At 74.2% G+C, this 18,851-nt stretch carries 15 protein-coding genes; 6 read left to right on the top strand and 9 right to left on the bottom strand.

What is annotated here, in order from left to right; all coding sequences use genetic code 11:
- On the bottom strand, nucleotides 1-1,694 hold a 1,694-nt coding region (locus VM95_RS45360), incomplete at its 3' end, for a DUF2398 family protein (RefSeq protein WP_052707751.1).
- 198 nt (nucleotides 1,695-1,892) lie between these two features.
- Here VM95_RS45360 and VM95_RS34430 point away from each other — a divergent pair.
- On the top strand, nucleotides 1,893-2,654 hold the full coding sequence (locus VM95_RS34430) for a lysoplasmalogenase (RefSeq protein WP_063773605.1): 762 nt from the start codon (nucleotides 1,893-1,895) through the stop codon (nucleotides 2,652-2,654).
- A gap of 113 nt (nucleotides 2,655-2,767) precedes the next feature.
- Here the strand turns inward: VM95_RS34430 and VM95_RS34425 are convergent, their stop codons facing one another.
- The 3 genes from VM95_RS34425 to ggt form a co-directional block, all read right to left on the bottom strand.
- Nucleotides 2,768-3,373 (bottom strand): hypothetical protein, encoded by a 606-nt coding sequence (locus tag VM95_RS34425; protein WP_045704494.1) that lies wholly within the window; start codon nucleotides 3,371-3,373, stop codon nucleotides 2,768-2,770.
- A gap of 179 nt (nucleotides 3,374-3,552) precedes the next feature.
- The gene (locus VM95_RS34420) at nucleotides 3,553-4,356 is read right to left on the bottom strand and encodes an exodeoxyribonuclease III (RefSeq protein WP_045704492.1); all 804 of its coding nucleotides are present in this window, start codon (nucleotides 4,354-4,356) and stop codon (nucleotides 3,553-3,555) included.
- Between the two features lie 145 nt (nucleotides 4,357-4,501).
- Nucleotides 4,502-6,289, bottom strand: coding sequence for a gamma-glutamyltransferase (ggt, locus tag VM95_RS34415; protein ID WP_045704490.1), 1,788 nt, complete (start codon nucleotides 6,287-6,289; stop codon nucleotides 4,502-4,504).
- Between the two features lie 312 nt (nucleotides 6,290-6,601).
- On the opposite strand from ggt, the gene VM95_RS44895 reads away from it, so the two are divergent.
- Nucleotides 6,602-7,243, top strand: a complete 642-nt coding sequence (locus VM95_RS44895; protein ID WP_045704488.1) for a hypothetical protein — start codon at nucleotides 6,602-6,604, stop codon at nucleotides 7,241-7,243.
- A 216-nt stretch (nucleotides 7,244-7,459) separates the two neighbouring features.
- Here VM95_RS44895 and VM95_RS34405 read toward each other — a convergent pair whose 3' ends face one another.
- The 4 genes from VM95_RS34405 to VM95_RS34390 are packed head-to-tail and all read right to left on the bottom strand — an operon-like array spanning nucleotide 7,460 to nucleotide 11,494.
- Nucleotides 7,460-8,566: an ROK family glucokinase gene (locus tag VM95_RS34405; RefSeq protein WP_078860990.1), complete on the bottom strand. Its 1,107-nt coding sequence runs from the start codon at nucleotides 8,564-8,566 to the stop codon at nucleotides 7,460-7,462.
- A complete protein-coding gene (locus VM95_RS34400; protein ID WP_107073187.1) occupies nucleotides 8,563-9,387 on the bottom strand; it encodes an ATP-binding cassette domain-containing protein in 825 nt (274 codons plus the stop codon). The genes VM95_RS34405 and VM95_RS34400 overlap by 4 nt, the downstream gene beginning before the upstream one ends.
- 14 nt (nucleotides 9,388-9,401) lie before the next feature.
- Nucleotides 9,402-10,433 carry an ABC transporter permease gene (locus VM95_RS34395; protein WP_244179061.1) on the bottom strand — a complete coding sequence of 344 codons (1,032 nt, stop codon included), beginning with the start codon at nucleotides 10,431-10,433 and terminating at the stop codon, nucleotides 9,402-9,404.
- A 41-nt stretch (nucleotides 10,434-10,474) separates the two neighbouring features.
- Nucleotides 10,475-11,494, bottom strand: a complete 1,020-nt coding sequence (locus VM95_RS34390; protein WP_045704482.1) for a substrate-binding domain-containing protein — start codon at nucleotides 11,492-11,494, stop codon at nucleotides 10,475-10,477.
- 311 nt (nucleotides 11,495-11,805) lie between these two features.
- Here VM95_RS34390 and VM95_RS34385 point away from each other — a divergent pair, with 311 nt between their 5' ends.
- Entirely contained in the window at nucleotides 11,806-12,936 is a 1,131-nt protein-coding gene (locus VM95_RS34385) for an alpha/beta hydrolase (protein WP_045704480.1), read from the top strand.
- A gap of 76 nt (nucleotides 12,937-13,012) precedes the next feature.
- On the opposite strand, the gene VM95_RS34380 is transcribed toward VM95_RS34385, so the two are convergent.
- Nucleotides 13,013-14,620 carry a PucR family transcriptional regulator gene (locus VM95_RS34380; RefSeq protein ID WP_045704478.1) on the bottom strand — a complete coding sequence of 536 codons (1,608 nt, stop codon included), beginning with the start codon at nucleotides 14,618-14,620 and terminating at the stop codon, nucleotides 13,013-13,015.
- Nucleotides 14,621-14,999: 379 nt separating this feature from the next.
- Between VM95_RS34380 and VM95_RS34375 the strand changes: the two genes are divergently transcribed.
- The 3 genes from VM95_RS34375 to pucD are packed head-to-tail and all read left to right on the top strand — an operon-like array spanning nucleotide 15,000 to nucleotide 18,747.
- Nucleotides 15,000-15,896 (top strand): FAD binding domain-containing protein, encoded by an 897-nt coding sequence (locus VM95_RS34375; protein WP_045704476.1) that lies wholly within the window; start codon nucleotides 15,000-15,002, stop codon nucleotides 15,894-15,896.
- Entirely contained in the window at nucleotides 15,893-16,384 is a 492-nt protein-coding gene (locus tag VM95_RS34370) for a (2Fe-2S)-binding protein (RefSeq protein ID WP_045704474.1), read from the top strand. The genes VM95_RS34375 and VM95_RS34370 overlap by 4 nt, the downstream gene beginning before the upstream one ends.
- On the top strand, nucleotides 16,381-18,747 hold the full coding sequence (pucD, locus tag VM95_RS34365; protein WP_045704472.1) for a xanthine dehydrogenase subunit D: 2,367 nt from the start codon (nucleotides 16,381-16,383) through the stop codon (nucleotides 18,745-18,747). The genes VM95_RS34370 and pucD overlap by 4 nt, the downstream gene beginning before the upstream one ends.
- Nucleotides 18,748-18,851 lie beyond the last annotated feature (104 nt).

Genomic DNA, 18,851 nt, shown 5'->3' with positions numbered 1-18,851 from the left:
GGGTGCAGGTCGGGGGCCGGGGCGTAGCGGGCGGCCGGGGGGCGCAGGAGCCAGGCGGGCGGCCGGGTGGCGCGGGGGGCCGGGGTGATCAGGCCGAGGCGGTGGAGCAGGTCGAGGGCGTCGCGGCGCAGGGCGGTGCGGTCGGCGAGGTAGCGGGAGGGCAGGCCGTACTCGTCGGCGACGTCGCCGAGGGCGCCGTCTATCAGCGCGTCGGGGATCGGCACGTCGCCGTCCGGGATGTCGCCGGGCAGCGGGCGGACCTCCTCGACGAGGCACTCGACCAGCAGCAGGGCGGCCTGCGCGAGGGTGCCGGAGCCGGGCAGGGCGAGGTCGGTGAGCTCTTCGGCCGGGTCCAGGAGGGCAACGCCCTCGGCGCGCAACTCGGTCTCCAGGCCGAGGAATTCGGCGAGCGCGGCCGGGCCGCTGAGCCGGTGCCGGCGCAGCCAGCCGCGGCGGTCCTCGGGGAGGTCGGCGGCGAGCACGGCGGGCGTTTCGGCGAGCAGGCGCCGTACGGCGGTCGCGGGTTCGGCCTCGGCGGCGCGGCGGATGAGGTCGGCGGGGCCGTCCGCGAGGGCGGGCGGGCCGGCCGGGACGGCGCGGGCGAGCTCGCGGTCGACGGTGAGCGGGAAGGCGGTGTCGGCCGGGTCGGCGGGCAGCTCGCCGAGGACCTGCCAGTCGGCGAGGGCGGCGAGGGCCATCGCCAGGTCGGCCGGGGCGGCAACGAGTTCGGGTGCGGCGGCGCGCATCGCGTCGAGCAGCCGCCCGTACCGCAGCTGCTCCGGAGCGTCGACCAACAGGGCCAGGGCGAGGGCGAGTTGGGCGTAGGCGGCCGGGGTGAACGGGGCACCGGTGGCGGGGTGTTCGAGGCGGCGGGCGGCGCCGGGCCCGAGGCCGGCCTTGCGGAGCCGGGCGTGCCAGGGGCCGACGACGAGCCGGTAGCCGAGCAGGGTGTCGAAGCGCTCGGTGAGCCAGTCGCGGTGACGGCGGATCAGCGGGAAGCCGTCGGCGTGCGGGCCGGAGGCGGTGACCAGCGGGTGGGCGAGCAGCAGCCGGGCGGCGATCCGGCGTTCGGCGGCGGTGTGGCCCTCGCCGGAACGATCCTGCGCGGTGGCGGGGGCGTCCGGGAGCGCGCGGCCGCGCTCGGTCCTGCGGTGCCGACCGGGCCGACCGGGCTTGGCGCCCGACCGGACGACGGGCAGCGCGGCGGCGTCGCGCCGGGCTCGGCGCAGCCCGCCGTCCGTACGGGCCTCGCGCGGGCGCCGGGCGGCGGGGGCGGTGGGGCCGTGCCACCAGCTGACCTCGGGGTCGGCGGCGGACTCGGCGGGGGCGCCGAAGTGCCGGGCGGGGTAGAGGCCGAAGGAGGCGGTGCAGAGGTCGTCGGCGGTGTCGGGCGCGGCGGCGGCGAACCAGCGGGCGAGCCGCAGCAGGCCCGGGTCGGGCGAGAGCTCGGGGTCGGCGCCCCGTGCTGCGGCGGCGTCATGTGCGGCAGCGTCACGTGCGACCGCGTCACGTACGGCGGCGTCAGGGCGGGCCGTGGGCACGGCATCGGGTGCGCCGTCACCGCCCGACGCGGCGCGGACGGCGGCTTCGCGCACGGCAACGGCGGCGTCGGTGGCCCCCACCCCGCCCGTTCGCCCGTCCGGCCGACCGGCGGCCACCCGGGTGGCACCGACCGCGTACTCCTGCTGCTCCATGTCGGGGACCAGCCTAAGGCCTGTCTCCTGGATCCTTGCCGGGCCCGCGGCGGGACGGGATCCGGCCGTCCCGCCGCGACCGGCGGGCCGTGCCGCACCGGAGTTACGCGCCGGTAACCCGCTCTTCCCCCACCGGAGCGGCTCCCTTAGGGTCGGTGGATCTCCCCCGCACCGCCCGACCACGGAGGCAGCAGCCGCATGACCATCCGCACGACCGCCCGCGCCGCCCTCGGCACCCGCCTGCGCTCGGCCTCCCGCTCGGCCTCCGGCCTGCTGGGCGGCTTCGCGGCCACCTCGGCGGCGCACCTGGGCTCGATCCTGTCCGGGGCGTCGGTGCTGCAGAACGCCACCAAGCCGGCCCTGATGCCACTGCTGGCCGCGCACAGCCGGACGGCGGCGCGGGCCGCCGAGCGGGAGGCGCCGCAGCTGCTGGCGCCCGCCCTGCTGCTGAGCGCGGGCGGGGACGTGCTGCTGCAGCTGAAGGACGACACCGCGTTCCTGGCCGGCATGGGCTCCTTCGCGGCGGCGCACGTCTGCTACGTGACCATGTTCGTGCGGCGCGGCGCGCTCACCGACCGGCGCCGGGCCCTGGTGGTGGCGGCCGCGTACGCGACGGCCTGGGTCGGCATGATCGGGCAGTTGTGGCCGGACCTCGGGGACCTGAAGGTGCCGGTGGCCGGATACAGCCTGCTGCTGGCCTCGACGGCGGTCACGTCGGCCGGGCTGGGCTGGCGGACGGGCCTGGGCGGGGCTCTGTTCCTGTTGTCCGACACGCTGATCGCCACCCAGCTGGCGAAGTGGCGGGAGCTGCCGGGGCATCAGTTCTGGATCATGGCGACGTACATCCTGGCCCAGTACCTGCTGGCCAGCGGCACCCTCGGGCACGAGGAGCGGACGGAGCGCACAGCGCGGGTCGAGCGGGAGCGGGCCGCCGGGCTCCCGGAGCCGGCCCTCGCCTGACCCGCCCGTCCCCTCTGCCCCCTCTGCCCGCCGAGGCCCGCCCGTCACACCTGCGTGCCGCAGGTCCCGTCAGCGGGTCCGGCGGCGCGCAGGTGCGGCGGGGGTGTCGGCCATCAGGCACCGGCCCCGCGCCGCCGCAGCAGCCAGAAGCCGCCGACGCCGCCCGCGACGAGCGCGAGGCCGCCGGCCAGCTCCGCCGGGTCGGCCGCGACCGAGCCGCCGAGGCCGGTCTTGACGGCGCCGTGCGGGGCGACCTGCTGGCTGCCGGCACCGGACTGGCCGAGCGAGCCGGCCCACTCGCCGGCCGCCTTGCCCCAGTCGCCGAGGCCTTTGTCCAGGCCGGAGGAGCCGGCGGGGGCGGCGACGGTGCTGACCGAGACGGTGGTGGCGAAGGCGCCGCCGTCCGGGCAGGTGCCGTCGACCTTGCTGTCGCCGGCGTGTTCGGAGGCCAGCCGGGCGGAGCCGGTGTGCTTGCCGTCCGCGCCCAGGGTGAGGGTGGCGGGGCCGCCCTCGAAGGCGGCGGAGTGGGCGGTGATGGTCTTGGCGTCGGGCTTGTCCGACTTCTCGCAGGAGACCGTGACCGTCACGGTCTGGCCCGGTGCGGCCTGGGACGGGCTGACCGAGGCCGTGCCGTCCCTGGCGGTGGCGAGGGGGGCCGTCAGACCGGTCAGCACCGTCGCGCCGAGCAGGGCGGCGGCGGCCGTACGCGTGGGGCGCATGCCGGAACCTCCGGGATTCTCGGGCGCGGCCGGGGACTCCCTCGTCCCCGTGGTCGAACAACCGTGCCCGGTCACTCCCCGAAGGTAGGCAGCCGCCGCAGGCGCGGCCACCGCTCAGGACCGTTCGGGTTACCGCCCGTCACCACCGGTGACGGGCGGCGGCCCGGCGGCCCGCCGGCTCAGAGGTCGAGGTCGACGACGACCGGCGCGTGGTCCGAGGTGCCCTTGCCCTTGCGGGCCTCGCGGTCCACGTAGCTGTCGGTCACGGCGTCGAGGAAGGGCTTGTTGGCGTAGGTGAGGTCGATCCGCATGCCGCGGTTCTTCGGGAAGGCCAGCTGCCGGTAGTCCCAGTAGGTGTAGGGGCGGTCGTACTTCAGCGGGCGCGGCACCACGTCGTGCAGGCCGATGCCGCCGAGCGCCTCCAGGGCGGCGCGCTCGACGGGGGTGACGTGGGTCAGGCCCTCGAACGCGGCGACGTCGAAGACGTCCTCGTCGGTGGGGGCGATGTTGAAGTCCCCGAGGACGGCGAAGGGGCGCTCGCCCGCCGCGTCCTCGACGGAGGCCTTGCGCAGCGCCTCCAGCCACTCCAGCTTGTAGTGGTAGTGCAGGTGGCCGACCTCGCGGCCGTTGGGCACGTAGACCGACCAGACCCGCACCGGGCCGCAGGTGGCGGCGATGGCGCGCGGTTCGACGTCGGGCAGCAGGGCGCCGTCCGCGAGGTAGCCGGGCTGGCCGGGCAGGTCGCGCACGACGTCCTCCAGGCCGAGCCGGGAGACGATGGCGACGCCGTTCCACCGGCCGGTGCCGTGCGCGGCGGTCTCGTAGCCGAGCTCGCGGACCTCGTCGTACGGGAAGGCGTCGGCCGCGCACTTGAGCTCCTGGAGGCAGAGCACGTCGGGCTTGGCGCTCTCCAGCCACTCCAGGAGCTTGGGCAGCCGCGCGGTGACGGAGTTGATGTTCCAGGTGGCGATGCGGACGGTCACGGCGGGCGGCCTTCCCGGTGGTTCGGTACGGACGGGGCGGGCTCCCCCTCCCGGAGGAAGGCCCACCCCGAACATACCGCCCGCCACTGACAGACCCGCCCGGTCGGGCCCGCGGGCCCCGGCGGGCCCGACCGGGGCGCCCGGCTCAGCCCGCGGGCCGGACCACCGCGGCCGAGCCGCCGCCGCGCCGCACCGGTTCGGCGGCGGCCAGCCACCGGCCGTCCGGCAGCCGTTCCACGCCGGTGGCGGCGCCGATCTCGGCGACGGAGGAGAACCGGTGCCCCAGCCCCTCCAGTTCGGCCCGCTCGGGCAGGGCGAGGAAGCCGGGCTCGGCCTGGCTGGCGGCGGTGTTGCGCTGGCTGGCGCGCGGCGCGGCGATCGCCTGCTCCAGGCTCAGGCCGCGGTCGAGGCGGCCGAGCAGCACCTGCAGCGTGGTGGTGATGATGGTCGCGCCGCCGGGGCTGCCGGTGGCGAGCAGCGGCTCGCCGTCCCGCAGCACGATCGTCGGGGACATCGAGGAGCGCGGCCGCTTGCCCGGGCCGGGCAGGTTGGGGTCGGGGACGCCGGCGGTGAGCGGGGCGAAGTCGAAGTCGGTCAGCTCGTTGTTGAGCAGGAAGCCCCGGCCGGGGACGGTGATGCCGCTGCCGCCGGTCTGCTCGATGGTGAGGGTGTAGGAGACGATGTCGCCCCAGCGGTCGGCGACCGTCAGGTGGGTGGTGTTGGGGCCCTCGTACGGCTCGGCGACGGCCGGGCCGTCCTCGGCGCAGTCCGCCGGGTGGCGCGGGTCGCCGGGGGCGAGCGGGCTGGTGAGGGCGTGGTCGGGGCTGATCAGGCAGGCCCGGGAGGCGGCGTAGCGCTCGGAGAGCAGTTGCCGGGTGGGGACGTCGCTGAACGCCGGGTCGCCGACCCAGCGGTTGCGGTCGGCGAAGGCGATCCGGGAGGCCTCCAGGAAGTGGTGGTAGTACTGCGTGTCGCCGGCGGTGGAGAGGTCGCCGTCCTCCAGGATGTGCAGCGCCTCGCCGACCGTGGTGCCGCCGGAGCTGGAGGGGGCCATCGAGTAGACGTCGTAGTCGCGGTAGCCGACGTGGGTGGGGGCCTGGTCGCGGACCCGGTAGGCGGCGAGGTCGGCGGCGTCGACCTTTCCGGGGCGAGCCTTGCGACCTGACGCTGGGTCAATTGGCGGATTCTGCACGGTGTTGGCGATGTCGGTTGCCAACTGGCCCTGGTAGAAGGCCTTGACGCCGTCCTTGCCGAGCATCCGGTAGGTGGCGGCGAGGTCGGGGTTGCGCAGGACGGTGCCGACCTCGGGGGGTCTGCCGCCCGGCAGGTAGAGCTTCGCGGTGGCCGGGAAGTCCTTGAACCGGTCGTAGTTGTCGGCGGTTTGGCCGCGGAAGGTGTCGTCGACGACGAAGCCGTTCTCGGCGATCCGCTCGGCGGGGCGCAGGTTCTCGGCGAGCGACCGGGTGCCCCACTGCCGCAGCGCGGCGTCCCAGGTGGCGGGTGTGCCGGGGACGCCGACCGACAGGCCGCTGGTGACGGCGTCGGGGAACGGCAGCGGTTTTCCGTCCTCCAGGAAAAGCCCGCTGTCGGCGGTGCGGCCGGCGGTCTCGCGGCCGTCGATGGTGTGCACCCGGCCGGTGGCGTGGTCGTAGTAGACGAAGTACCCGCCGCCGCCGATGCCGGAGGAGTACGGCTCGGTGACCCCGAGGGCCGCCGCGGCGGCGACCGCCGCGTCCACCGCGTTGCCGCCCTGGCGCAGCACCTCGACCCCGGCCGCGGTGGCGTCCGCGTCGACGGTGGCGACGGCCCCGCCCCAGCCGACCGCCTCCGGCACCTTCGGCGGCGGGGCGGCCGCCCCGGCCGGGCCCGCGTTGGCCCAGACCAGGGCGGTGGCGAGCAGCAGCGATGGTGCAAGACGGGTCAGAGCCCTCATCCGAGTCCTCCTGAGTCGACGTCACCTCTGTTGTTCCACAGCCGGACACCATCCGACAACCACACCGCGCGGCTACCAACGGGTAGTTGACGCGGCGGAGGCGGTCGGCCGGTGAGCCGGCCGGAGATCACGGTCCGGAATCGATTCCGGACATACCGAACCGTCCCCTCAAACGGCCTCTGTACGGTGCGGGGGTTCACCACGAACCCGTCGCCGGAAGGACTCCGTTCCTCCATGTATCCGCCACCTCCCCCGCCCCCGCCCTCCCGACTTCCGGCGGCTTCGCCGCACCGCCCCTGGTGGCAGCACCGCGTGCTGCACGCCGCCAGCTTCGTGGTGTTCCCATTCGCGGCCTTCGCGATCGCGTGGACCTGGCCCCGCCCGCTGTGGCGCAAGGTCACCAGCACTGCGGTCGCGGCGTTCTGCAGCCTGGTGTGGATCGGCGCCCTCGCCGGGCCCAAGCCGGCCGACCACTCGCCCGCCCCGGCTCCGGTCGCGGCCACGGCCACCTCCAGCCCGTCCGCCGAGACGCCACCCACCGCCCCGGCGCCCACGCCGGACCCGACGCCCACGGCGACACCCACGCGGACGGCGACGCCCGCGCCGGAACCGCCGACGCCGACCCAGGCTCCCCCGCCCCACCCCGGGACACCGACCCCGGCGGCGCCCCGGCCCGCGCCGCACCCCACCGTGCAGCCCGCCAGCCCGGGCAACGGCGCTACGGGCGGCGGCAGTTCATCGTCCGGCGGCGGCACCGGCGGCTCGACATCCGGAGGATCCGACCCTGGAGGCTCGACCTCCGGCGGAGCCGCTTCGGGCGGGGGCACAGCTGGCACCGTTCACCCGGGATCCTTCTGCTCCCCCACCGGCGCGACCGGCGTCACCACCAAGGGCACCCCGATGGTCTGCGGCCCCGGCAGCGACGGACGGGACCGCTGGAAGTCGGCGGGCTGAGTTCCGGCGAACAGATGACAGAAAACGTTCTCTGAAAGTTGTTCGCTGAAAGTTGAAAGTTGTCAGCTGAACTCTGTTCGCTGAACTCTGTTCGCTGAACTCTGTTCGCCGAACCGTGTCGGCCGAACGTCGACAGCCGTCGACAGTTCGGCCCCGCCGCCCCTCGAACGGGGCGGCGGGGCCGGGGCGGGCGGGAGGCCCCGCCGCGCTCCACCGCTACAGCGCCGTGCGCTCCACCCGGCGCCGCTTGATGGTGCGGAAGCGGCGGGCGACCTGTCGGGCGAGGTCGGCGGCGCCGACCAGGCCGGCCTCGTTGCCGAGGGCGGCGTGCACGATGGTGGCCTCCGGGCGGAAGCCGCGGCCGGTGAGGGTGCGGCGGAAGGTGTCCCGGGCCGGGCCGAGCAGCAGGTCGCCCGACTCGGAGACGCCGCCGCCGATGACGAAGCGGCCCGGGTCGAGCGCGGCGGCCAGGTTGGCGATGCCGACGCCGAGCCAGGTGCCGACCTCGTAGAGCAGCTCGATCGCGGTCGGGTCGCCGTCCCGCGCGGCCTCGGTGACCAGCGGCCCGGTGATGCCGTCCGCCGTGCCGCCGGCCCGGGCGAGCAGCGGCTGCACCACCGGGGACTCCTCGGCGGCGAGCTCCCGGGCGTCGCGCACCAGCGCGTTGCCGGAGGAGTACTGCTCCCAGCAGCCGCGGTTGCCGCACGGGCAGCGGTGGCCGCCGGGCAGCACCTGCATGTGCCCGAACTCGCCCGCCAGGCCGTACTTCCCGCGGTCGACGTAGCCGTCCCGGACGACGGCGCCGCCGATGCCGGTGCCGAGGGTGAGCATCACCATGTGGTCCTCGCCGCGCCCGGCGCCGAAGCGCCACTCGGCCCAGGCGGCCGCGTTGGCGTCGTTCTCGACGATCACCGGGAAGCGCAGCCGCTCGCTGAGCGCCTGCTGGAGCGGTTCGTTGCGCCAGTTGAGGTGCGGGGCGAAGAGCACCCGGGAGCGGTCGGCGTCGACCCAGCCGGCCGCGCCGATGCCGACCGCGTGGACGTCGTGCCGGTCGGCGAGCTGCAGCACCAGCTCGACGATGACGTCCTCGACGACCTTGGGGCTCTTGCTCTTGTCGGGGGTGTCGGTGCGCAGCTTCTCCAGCACCTTGCCCTCGCCGTCGACGACTCCCGCGACCACCTTGGTGCCGCCGATGTCGACCCCGATGGTGGGCAGCCGCAGTATCCCGGCGGGCAGGGCGCGGCGGCGGCGCTCGGCGCGCGGGCCGAGGCCGAGCAGGGTGGGCAGGACGGGCGGCCGGGTGCCGCCTGGGGTGCCGGTCACGGCTGCGGACGCTCCTCACGGGAAGTGGCGGAATCGGGGGACGCCGGGGGCCGGGCCAGCTCGTGGGAGAGTTCGGCGAGGTCGGAGCCGCCGGCCATCTCGGTGGTGAGCTGTTCCAGGCCGATCTCGGCGCGGGGGTGGCTGCCGGCCATCCGGCCGCGCTTGAGCAGGGTGAAGTGGTCGCCGACCAGGTACGCGTGGTGCGGATTGTGGGTGATCAGGACGACGCCGAGCCCGGCGTCGCGGGCCGCGGTCACGTACTTGAGCACGACCCCGGACTGCTTGACGCCGAGCGCGGCGGTCGGCTCGTCCAGGATCAGCACCTTGGCGCCGAAGTGCACGGCGCGGGCGATCGCCACGCACTGGCGCTGGCCGCCGGAGAGGGTGCCGATCGGCCGGTCGACGTCGTGCAGGTCGATGCCCATCCGGGCGAGCGCCTCGCGGGTGGTGGCGCGCATGCCGTCGGCGTCCAGGCGCAGGCCGCCCCAGCGGCGCAGGCCCTGCTCGGAGCCGAGGAAGAAGTTGCGCCACACCGGCATCAGCGGGACGACGGCGAGGTCCTGGTAGACGGTGGCGATGCCGAGGTCCAGGGCCTGGCGCGGGGAGTCGAGGCGGACCTCCTCGCCGCCGACCGTGTAGCGGCCCTCGTCGTGCCGGTGCAGCCCGGCGATGATCTTGATGAGGGTGGACTTGCCGGCGCCGTTGTCGCCGAGCACGCAGCTGATCTCGCCGGCGTGCAGGGTCAGCGAGACGTCCTGGAGCGCCCGGACCGTCCCGTAGGACTTGCCGACGCCTTCCAGCGACAGGAGTTCGGTGTTCATCGCGGCCCCCGTGTTCATCGCGGCCCCCGTTCGGCGGTGCGCTTGACGTAGGCGTTCAGCAGCGCGGCCAGCAGCAGCATCGCGCCGAGGAAGAACTTGAACCAGTCCGGGTTCCACTGGGCGTAGATGATCCCCTTGCTGGCCATGCCGAAGATCAGCGCGCCGAGCGCGGAGCCGACCACCGAGCCGTAGCCGCCGGTGATCAGGCAGCCGCCGATGACGGCCGCGACGATGTAGATCAGCTCGTTGCCGACGCCTTCGCCGGACTGCACGGTGTCGAAGGAGAACAGCAGGTGCTGCCCGAGCACCCAGGCGCCGAAGCCGACGCCGAGGTAGAGCACGGTCTTGGTCCGGGCGACCGGCACGCCGACCGCGCGGGCGGCGGCCGCGTCGCCGCCGACCGCGAAGATCCAGTTGCCGAAGCGGGTGCGCAGCAGCACCCAGCTGCCGACCGCGAGCAGGCCGAGCCACCACCACACGGTGGCCTTGACGGTCAGTCCGCCGACGGTGACCTCGGAGGCGAACAGCCATCGGCAGGACTCGAAGCCCTGCATGTCGGCGATCGACTTGGTCGAGACCGTGCCCGAGATCGCCTTGGTGACGCCGAGGTTGGCGCCGGTCAGCATCAGGAAGGTGCCGAGGGTGACGATGAAGCTGGGCAGCTTGGTGCGGCCGAGCATCCAGCCGTTGAACCAGCCGATCGCCAGTGTGGTGGCGAGCGAGACCAGCACGCCGACCCAGGTGATCGCGGTGAACTGGTAGGAGACCATCGAGGAGGTCAGCGCGGCGGTGGTGACCAGCACGCCGGCCGAGAGGTCGAACTCGCCGCCGATCATCAGCAGGGCGACCGGTACGGCCATGATCCCGATGGTGGAGGCGGCGTACAGCACGGTGCCCAGCGAGGAGACCCGCAGGAAGGGTTCGGCGGCCGCGGCGAAGACCGTGAAGACGGCGACGGCGGCGATCAGCGAGCCCAGTTCGGGGCGGGCCAGGAGCCGGCGCAGGGCCGCCGGGCGGTCCTGGACGAGGCCGTCCCGGGACAGCAGGTCGGACGGGGTACCGGAAGAGGGGGTACCGGAGGGGGTGCTCAACGCGTCCCCCTCGCGACGTACTCGGCGAGCGCGTCGGCGTTGTCCTTGGTGAGGATCTGCGGGCCGGTCTCGACGGGCTTGCCGCCGCCGAGCATGTCCAGGTTGGACCGGTACAGCCACAGCAGGTCGACGCCCTCGTAGCCCTGGAGGTAGGGCTGCTGGTCGACGGCGAAGCCGACGCTGCCGGACTTCAGCCCGGCGACGACCTGCGGGCCCAGGTCGAAGGTGTCCAGCTCGACCGGGCGGCGGGCGTCCTGGATCGCCTGCAGGCCGGTGGCGGCCATCGGGCCGGAGAGGGTGAGCACGGTGTCGATGGACTGGTCGGCCTGCAGCTTGGCGGAGATCGCGGCGCGCGCGTCGGGCATGTCGACGCCGTTGACGTAGAGGACCTGGAAGCCGGCGCCGGCCTTGGCCTGGGCGCCGCCGCAGCGCTGCTCCTGGCCGACGTTGCCCTGCTCGTGGATGACGCACAGGACGTTCTTGCGGCCGCGGGAGGCGAGCTGGGCGCCGGCGGCCTGGCCGGCGGTGGCCTCGTCCTGGCCGATGTGGGTGAGGGCGCCGAACTTCGCGGAGTACTCCTGGCCGGAGTTGACGGTGATCACCGGGATGCCGGCGGCCTTGGCCTTGGCGAGGACGTCGGCCATGGCGTCGCCCTTGGCGAGGGTGACCAGCAGGCCGTCGACCTTCTGGTCGATGGCGGCCTGGACGAGCTGGACCTGGTTCTGGGTCTGCGCGTCGTTGGAGTACAGGAAGGTGATGTTGTCCTTGGCGGCGGCCTGCTCGGCGCCCTTGCGCACGCTGTCCCAGAAGGCGTCGCCGGCTCCGGCGTGGGTCACCATGGCGACCTTCCAGCGCGGGGTCGTGACGGCGCCGCCGGCGGCGGCCGCGGCCTTGGCGCGGGCCTCCTCGGCGCGTCTGCCTCCGGTACTGCTGCAACCGGCCGCGGTGACCGCGAGGGCCAGGACGGCGCAGACGGGCCAGAAGCGGCGCGAGGGGCGAAAGCGGGTTGTGCTCATCCCCCTAGTCTCTCTGCCCGGGCCGTGCGGGCTCGCACCGCCTCGCCCGGCAGCGCGCACGGTACCCGGGGTAAGGTGCTCCGGGGGACCTTTCCTGGAAGTTCGCTGGACGCGTGGTCCGGACGACACCCGTTCGGGTGGCAGACTATGCGCCGACCCGAAAGGGGATCATCACGCCCGCGTGATGTTCCTCTCAGGTTCCGCACAGATTCGGACGGCAACCGATCGCCGGTTTCCCACCGTCCGATGCCATTGGAGTGCGTTCGGGCGCGTGGGGCCCGGGCGGCCAGCGACCCGGATACGAGAGCTTGATGCAACTCACAGGAACGCCGTTCTTCGTCCTCACCGTCATCCTGGTGCCGGTGGCCATCGCGGTCGCGCTGGTGTTCTGGGGCAAGGTGCGCGGGCCGCGGCCGGTGCGGATCCTGTCCCGGCTGGTCATGATCATGTTCTGCCAGATCACCGCCGTGCTGATGGTCTTCGTGATGGTGAACAACGCGAACCTGATCTACGGCAACTGGGACGACCTGCTCGGCACCGGGGACCACGTCCGGGCCGTGCCCTCGGTGCCCCCGCTGGACGCCGACGGCGGCAAGGGCGGCGGCAGCGGCGACGCGGCCAAGCAGCCGCCGAAGGTGATGCAGAAGTTCGCCGGGGTGGGCGACCCGGCGGTGCCCGGGGACGTCCAGAAGACCGAGCTGAAGGGCCAGGTCTCCGGCGTCGACGGCGAGGTGCTGGTCTGGCTGCCGCCGCAGTACAACGACCCGGCGTACAAGGACAAGAAGTTCCCGGTGGTCGAGCTGATCCCCGGCTACCCCGGCTCCTCCTCCACCTGGTACGGCACCCTCAAGGTGTCCGAGCAGCTCAAGCCGCTGATGCAGCAGGGCAAGGTCTCGCCGTTCATCCTGGTCTCGCCGCGCACCCTGCTGCTGCAGCACCAGGACGCCGGCTGCACCGACATCCCCGGCAAGGTCAACGCCGACGCGTGGATCACCCGGGACGTGCCGCAGATGGTGATGGACAACTTCCGCGCCGACCCGTCCGCCGACCGCTGGGCGATCGCCGGCTACTCGGCCGGCGCCCACTGCGCGGCCAAGATCTCGCTGGCCCACCCCAACCGCTACCGCGCCGCCATCTCGATGTCCGGCTACAACGACCCGGGCACCGAGTCGGACTCGCTGGTCGGCAAGGACCCGAAGCTGCGCGAGGCCAACAACCCGGTCAACATCCTGAAGGCCGCCCAGACCCCGCCGAAGGTCTCGCTGTACATCAGCGGCAAGAAGGGCGACGGCCTGGAGGACGGCCAGGCGCTCGCCGCGGCGGCCAAGGACCCGACGAAGGTCCAGGTCCAGGAGACCAACGGCCCGCACACCACCGAGCTGTGGAAGACCATGGTGCCGGGCATCTTCGAGTGGCTGACCGGCATCATCCCGCCCCAGTAGGACCACCGGTTCGTACGACGAGGGCCCGCCGCGAGCGTTCGCGGCGGGCCCTCGTCGTACGAAAAGGGAAGGACGCTCAGGCCAGTTCGAGCGCCAGGTAGAAGTCCACCCGGTCCTCCAGCCGGGACAGGTCCCGCCCCGTCAGCTCCTCGATCCGCCCGATCCGGTAGCGCAGCGTGTTGACGTGGACGTGCAGCTGCGCGGCGCAGCGCGTCCACGAGCCGTCCGAGCGCAGGAAGGCCTCCAGGGTGCGGACCAGGTCCGCCTGGTGCTCCAGGTCGTAGGCGATGACCTTGTCCAGCAGCCGGCCGCGGAAGGCGCGGCGCACCTCGTCCGGGACGGCGGCCAGCAGCAGCACGTGCGAGGCCAGCTCCTCGGGGCCGGCCACGCAGACCCGGCCGATCCGGGCGGCGGCGATCCGGCGGGCGTGCCGGGCCTCCTCCAGGGCGCCGCGCAGGCCGCCGGACTCGGCGGCGGGGGCGGAGACGCCGACGGTGATCCGGCCCTCCGAGCCGAGCCCGGCCTCCAGCGGGGCGAGCAGGGCGCGCAGCGCCTCCGCGGCCGGGGTCTTGGCGGACTGCGGGCCGTCCGGGGCGGGCATCACCACGACGGCGCCGGCGCCCGTCCCGGCGACCAGGGCGCGGTCGGTGGTGCCGCCGACCGCCTCCTCCAGGACGGCCCGTACGGCGCCCTCGGGCAGGCCGGTGCCCTCGGCGCTGACGACCAGCCAGGAGGCCTCCTGCGCCGGTGACTTGGGGTCGGGGCCCTCGTAGCGGGCGGCCATCGCCGAGGAGGCGTACAGGGCGCGGCCGATCTCGGCCGGGTCGGCGTCGCGGCGCAGCAGGGCGAGCAGTTCGTCGGCGAGGCGGCGGCGCAGCCGGCGGCCCTCGTCGCGGCGGTGGCGCTCGGCGGCGACCAGCCGGGCGAGGTTCTCGGCGAGCTGCTGGCGCTTGGCCGTCCACTCGGTGACGTCGCCGGCGACGGCGAGCACCCAGTCGGCCAGCGGCGCCTCGTGCTCGGCGGAGGCGGGCGCGGGCAGCAGCGAGTAGGCGCCGCCGGCCAGCCGGGCGCGGTGCGGGGGGCGGCGGCGCTGGCGCTGGGCGGCGAGGTGGGCGCGGACGAGCTGGTCGCGGTCCTCGGCGCCGAGCCGGTCGGCGGGCCCGGCGATCACCGCGCCGGTGGGGGTGAGCACCCAGCAGTCGAGGTCGAGGTCGCCGCCGAGCAGGTCCAGCACGGCGTCGAGGCCGCCGCCGCCGGCCGCGGAGACCAGCAGGCGGTGCCGGTCGACGAGGGCGGCGAGGTCGGCGGCGCGGTCGGCGGAGACCTGGCGGCCGATGAACTCGGTGACGGTGCCGAAGGCGATGTCGTCGGGGACGGCCAGCAGCGGCATCCGGTGCCGGCGGCAGGCCTCGACCAGGTCCTCGGGCACCGGGCCGACCTCGGCCTCGCCGGCCGCGAGGGCGACGGCGCCGCCGGCCGCGAGGGTGCGCACGAAGCGCTCGGAGTCGGCCGGGCCGGTGCGCCAGAGCATGCCGGTGAGGACCAGTTCGCCGCCGTGCAGGTAGCGGCCGGGGTCCTGCAGGTCCGTCGTCATCACGCCGCCGACCTGCCGGTCCAGCTCCTCCTCGGCCGCGAGCAGGCGCAGGCGCGGGGCACCGAGGGCGAGCAGGTCACGGACGCGCATCCGCGGACTCCTTCGGGCTTGGGGAGGGGTGGGCGTGGGGTGGGGGTGGAGAGCCGGGACGTCGGGCCCGGGGGTCACAGTGTGCCCGAACATCCGTGCTCCGGGTGACGTGACATCCGCGCCCGGGGGTGACGTGCCGGCGGGCACCCCAGCGCCGCTCCGTGGACCGCCCGTCACGGCCGGATTACGGTCGTAGGTAGCGCCCGGCGGACGGGCCGGGCCGCGCGATCGACCTCCTTAGAGGAACGTACAGGATGCCGGGCCGGGCCACAGCCGGGGCTTCATGCCATCGGTGACTGCCAGTGGGCCGCGTCACAGGGGTTCACTGGGCGACACGCCGCCGGAGACCCGGCGGGCGAAGACTTGAGGAGACACCCGCATGGAGTTCCTTCGGCCCGCCACCTGGGACGAGGCACTCGCGGCGAAGGCCGAGCACCCGAGCGCGCTGCCCATCTCGGGCGGCACGGACGTGATGGTCGAGCTGAACTTCGACGTGCACCGGCCATCCGCGATTCTCGACCTGAACCGCGTCCGCGAACTCACCCAGTGGACGGAGGACGGCGGCGTCGTACGGCTCGGCGCGGCCGTCCCGTACGCGCGGATCATCGACGAGCTGGCCGGGCCGCTGCCCGGGCTCGCGCTGGCGGCGCACACCGTGGGCTCGCCGCAGATCCGCAACCGCGGGAGCGTCGGCGGCAACCTGGGCGCGGCCTCCCCGGCCGGCGACTCCCACCCCGCGCTGCTGGCCGCCGGGCGGGACGTGTACGTCGAGGCCGCCTCGGTGCGCGGCACCCGGATGATCCCGATCGACGACTTCTACGTCGGCGTGAAGCGCAACTGCCTGGCGGCGGACGAGCTGATCCGCGCCGTGCACGTCCCCGTGGCGGACGGCCCCCAGCAGTTCTCGAAGATCGGCACCCGCAACGCGATGGTCATCGCCGTCTGCGCGTTCGGCTTCGCGCTGCACCCGAGGAACGGCACCGTCGGCACCGGCATCGGCTCGGCCGCCCCCACCCCGCGCCGCGCCGTCGAGGCCGAGGAGTACCTGCGGGGCGTGCTCGCCGAGCGCGGCCTGTGGGAGAGCGGCGCCCTGCTCGGCTCCGAGGTGGTGCAGCGGTTCGGCGAACTGGTGAAGGCCGCCGCCTCCCCCATCGACGACGTCCGGGGCACCGCCGAGTACCGCCGGCACGCCCTGGCCGTGATGGCCCGCCGCACCCTCACCTGGTGCTGGAACGACTACCGCAAGCAGATCGAACAGGTTGGGAGCGCGGCATGAGGGTCACGTTCACCGCGAACGGCAAGCCGGTCGAGGCCGACGACGTGTGGGCCGGCGAGAGCCTGCTCTACGTGCTGCGCGAACGCGTCGGCCTGCCCGGCTCGAAGAACGCCTGCGAGCAGGGCGAGTGCGGCTCCTGCACCGTCTACCTGGACGGCGTGCCGGTCTGCTCCTGCCTGGTCGCGGCCGGGCAGGTGCAGGGCCGCGAGGTGCGCACCGTCGAGGGCCTGGCCGGCGAGGAGGGCGAACTCGGCCTCGTGCAGCAGGCGTTCGTCGACGCCGGAGCCGTCCAGTGCGGCTTCTGCACCCCCGGCCTGCTGGTGCAGACCGACGCGCTGCTGGCCGACGACCCGCAGCCCAGCGACGACGACATCCGCGAGGCGCTGTCCGGCAACCTGTGCCGCTGCACCGGCTACGAGAAGATCATGGACGCGGTGCGGCTGGCCTCGGCCCGCAAGTGCGCCGGCGAGAGGGACGGCTCGGCATGAACGCGCGCACCATCCAGGGCCAGAAGAACCTGCAGAACATCGGCCAGGCGGCCAAGGACGGCATCGGCGGCTCGCCGCTGCGCCCGGACGGCAATCTGAAGGTGCGCGGCGAGTTCGCGTACTCCTCCGACCTGTGGCACGAGGACATGCTGTGGGGCATGGCCCTGCGCTCGCCGCACCCCCGGGCCCGGATCCTGTCGGTGGACATCACCGAGGCGCTCAAGGTGCCCGGCGTGTACGCCGTCCTCACCCACGAGGACATCCCCGGCTCCAAGTACTACGGCCTGGAGATCCGGGACCAGCCGGCCCTGGCCATCGACCAGGTCCGCTACCACGGCGAGGCGATCGCCCTGGTCGCCGCCGACCACCCGGAGACGGCCCGGCGCGCGGTGAAGAAGATCGCCGTCGAGTACGAGGTGCTCACCCCGATCGTCACCGAGGAGCAGTGCCTGCACCCCGAGGTGCACGGCTACGTGCACGAGCCGCACGAGTACAAGTCCCACGCGTACGGCAACATCTGCCACGAGCAGAAGCTGGTCTCCGGCCTCGGCGTCACCGACGAGGTGCGGGCGATGGCCGACGTGGTCGTCAGCGGCGACTACGAGGTCGGCATGCAGGACCAGGCCTTCCTCGGTCCGGAGTCCGGCCTCGCGGTGCCCGCCGAGGACGGCGGCGTCGACCTCTACATCGCCACCCAGTGGCTGCACGTCGACCGCGAGCAGATGGCCCCGGTGCTCGGCCTGCCGGAGGAGAAGGTCCGGCTCACCCTGGCCGGCGTCGGCGGCGCGTTCGGCGGCCGCGAGGACCTGTCGATGCAGATCCACGCCTGCCTGCTGGCCCTGCACACCGGCAAGCCCGTCAAGATCGTGTACTCCCGGGACGAGTCCTTCTTCGGCCACGTCCACCGCCACCCGGCGAGGATGCACTACGAGCACGGCGCCACCCGCGACGGCCGGCTCGTCTACGCCGACTGCCGGATCGTGCTGGACGGCGGCGCCTACGCCTCCGCCTCCCCCGCCGTGGTCGGCAACGCCGCCTCGCTCGGGCACGGCCCGTACGTCATCCCGAATGTGCGGATGCACGCCATCGCGCTGTACAGCAACAACCCGTCCTGCGGGGCGATGCGCGGCTTCGGCGCGGTGCAGGCGGCGTTCGGCTACGAGTCGCAGATGGACAAGCTCGCCGTCGAACTCGGCATGGACCCGGTGGAGCTGCGGCAGCTCAACGCCGTCTCCCAGGGCGACCGGATCCCCACCGGGCAGGAGATCGACGCGCCCGCGCCGGTCGCCGAACTGCTGCGCCGGGCCAAGGAGATGCCGCTGCCGCCGCCCTTGGACACCACGCACCTGGACGTGCGCCGGCTGCCCGGCGCGCTGTCCAACACCTCGCACGGCGAGGGCATCGTGCGCGGCGTCGGCTACTCGGTCGGCATCAAGAACGTCGGCTTCTCCGAGGGCTTCGACGACTACTCCACCGCCCGGGTGCGGCTGGAGGTGATCGGCGGCGAGCCGGTCGCGCTGGTGCACACCGCGATGGCGGAGGTCGGGCAGGGCGGCGTCACCGTGCACGCCCAGATCGCCCGCACCGAGCTCGGCGTCGAGCAGGTCACCATCCACCCGGCGAACACCGCGGTCGGCTCGGCCGGCTCCACCTCCGCCTCCCGCCAGACGTACATGACCGGCGGCGCGGTGAAGCTGGCCGCCGAGGCGGTGCGGCGGGAGCTGATCGACAAGGGCCGGCGCCGCTACGGCTGGACCCACGACGACCTGTCGCTGGCCGGCGGCAAGGTCGTCTCGGCGAGCGCGGGCGCCCTGGTCTCCATGGTCGACCTGCTCGGCGACGAGGCCATCGAGCAGACCCGCGAGCACCACCACCGGCCCACCGTGCCCTTCGACAAGGAGACCGGGCAGGGCTTCGGCCACGTCCAGTACACCTTCTGCGCCAACCGCGCCGTGGTGGACGTGGACGTCGAGCTGGGCCTGGTCAAGGTGGTCGAGCTGACCGCCGTCCAGGACGTCGGCAAGGCCCTCAACCCGCTCTCCGTGGTCGGCCAGATCCAGGGCGGCTGCACCCAGGCACTCGGCCTCGCCGTCATGGAGGAGATCGTGCTGCGGGACGGCAAGGTCCGCAACGCCTCCTTCACCGACTATCTGATCCCCACCATCCTCGACACCCCCCCGATCCCGGTGGAGATCCTCGAACTGCCCGACCCACACGCCCCGTACGGGCTGCGCGGGGTCGGCGAGGCGCCGACCGTCTCGGCGACGCCCTCGATCGTGGCGGCCATCCGCAACGCCACCGGCCTGGCGCTGAACCGCATCCCGGTCCGGCCCGAGCACCTGACCACCGAACAGCCGGGCTGAGCCCGGGAGTTCGGTCGGCCCCGGGGCGGCACCGCGTCTTCCCGGCCGCCCCGGGGCCTCCCCCGGAGGCTCCCCTTCGGGCCCCGCCCCACCCCGCCCCACCC

The sequence above is a fragment of the Streptomyces rubellomurinus genome (genome assembly GCF_000961885.1).
GTDB lineage: Bacteria > Actinomycetota > Actinomycetes > Streptomycetales > Streptomycetaceae > Kitasatospora > Kitasatospora rubellomurina.
Note: the sequence above shows the minus strand (reverse complement) of the source record. Positions and strands in the feature narration are given on the sequence as shown.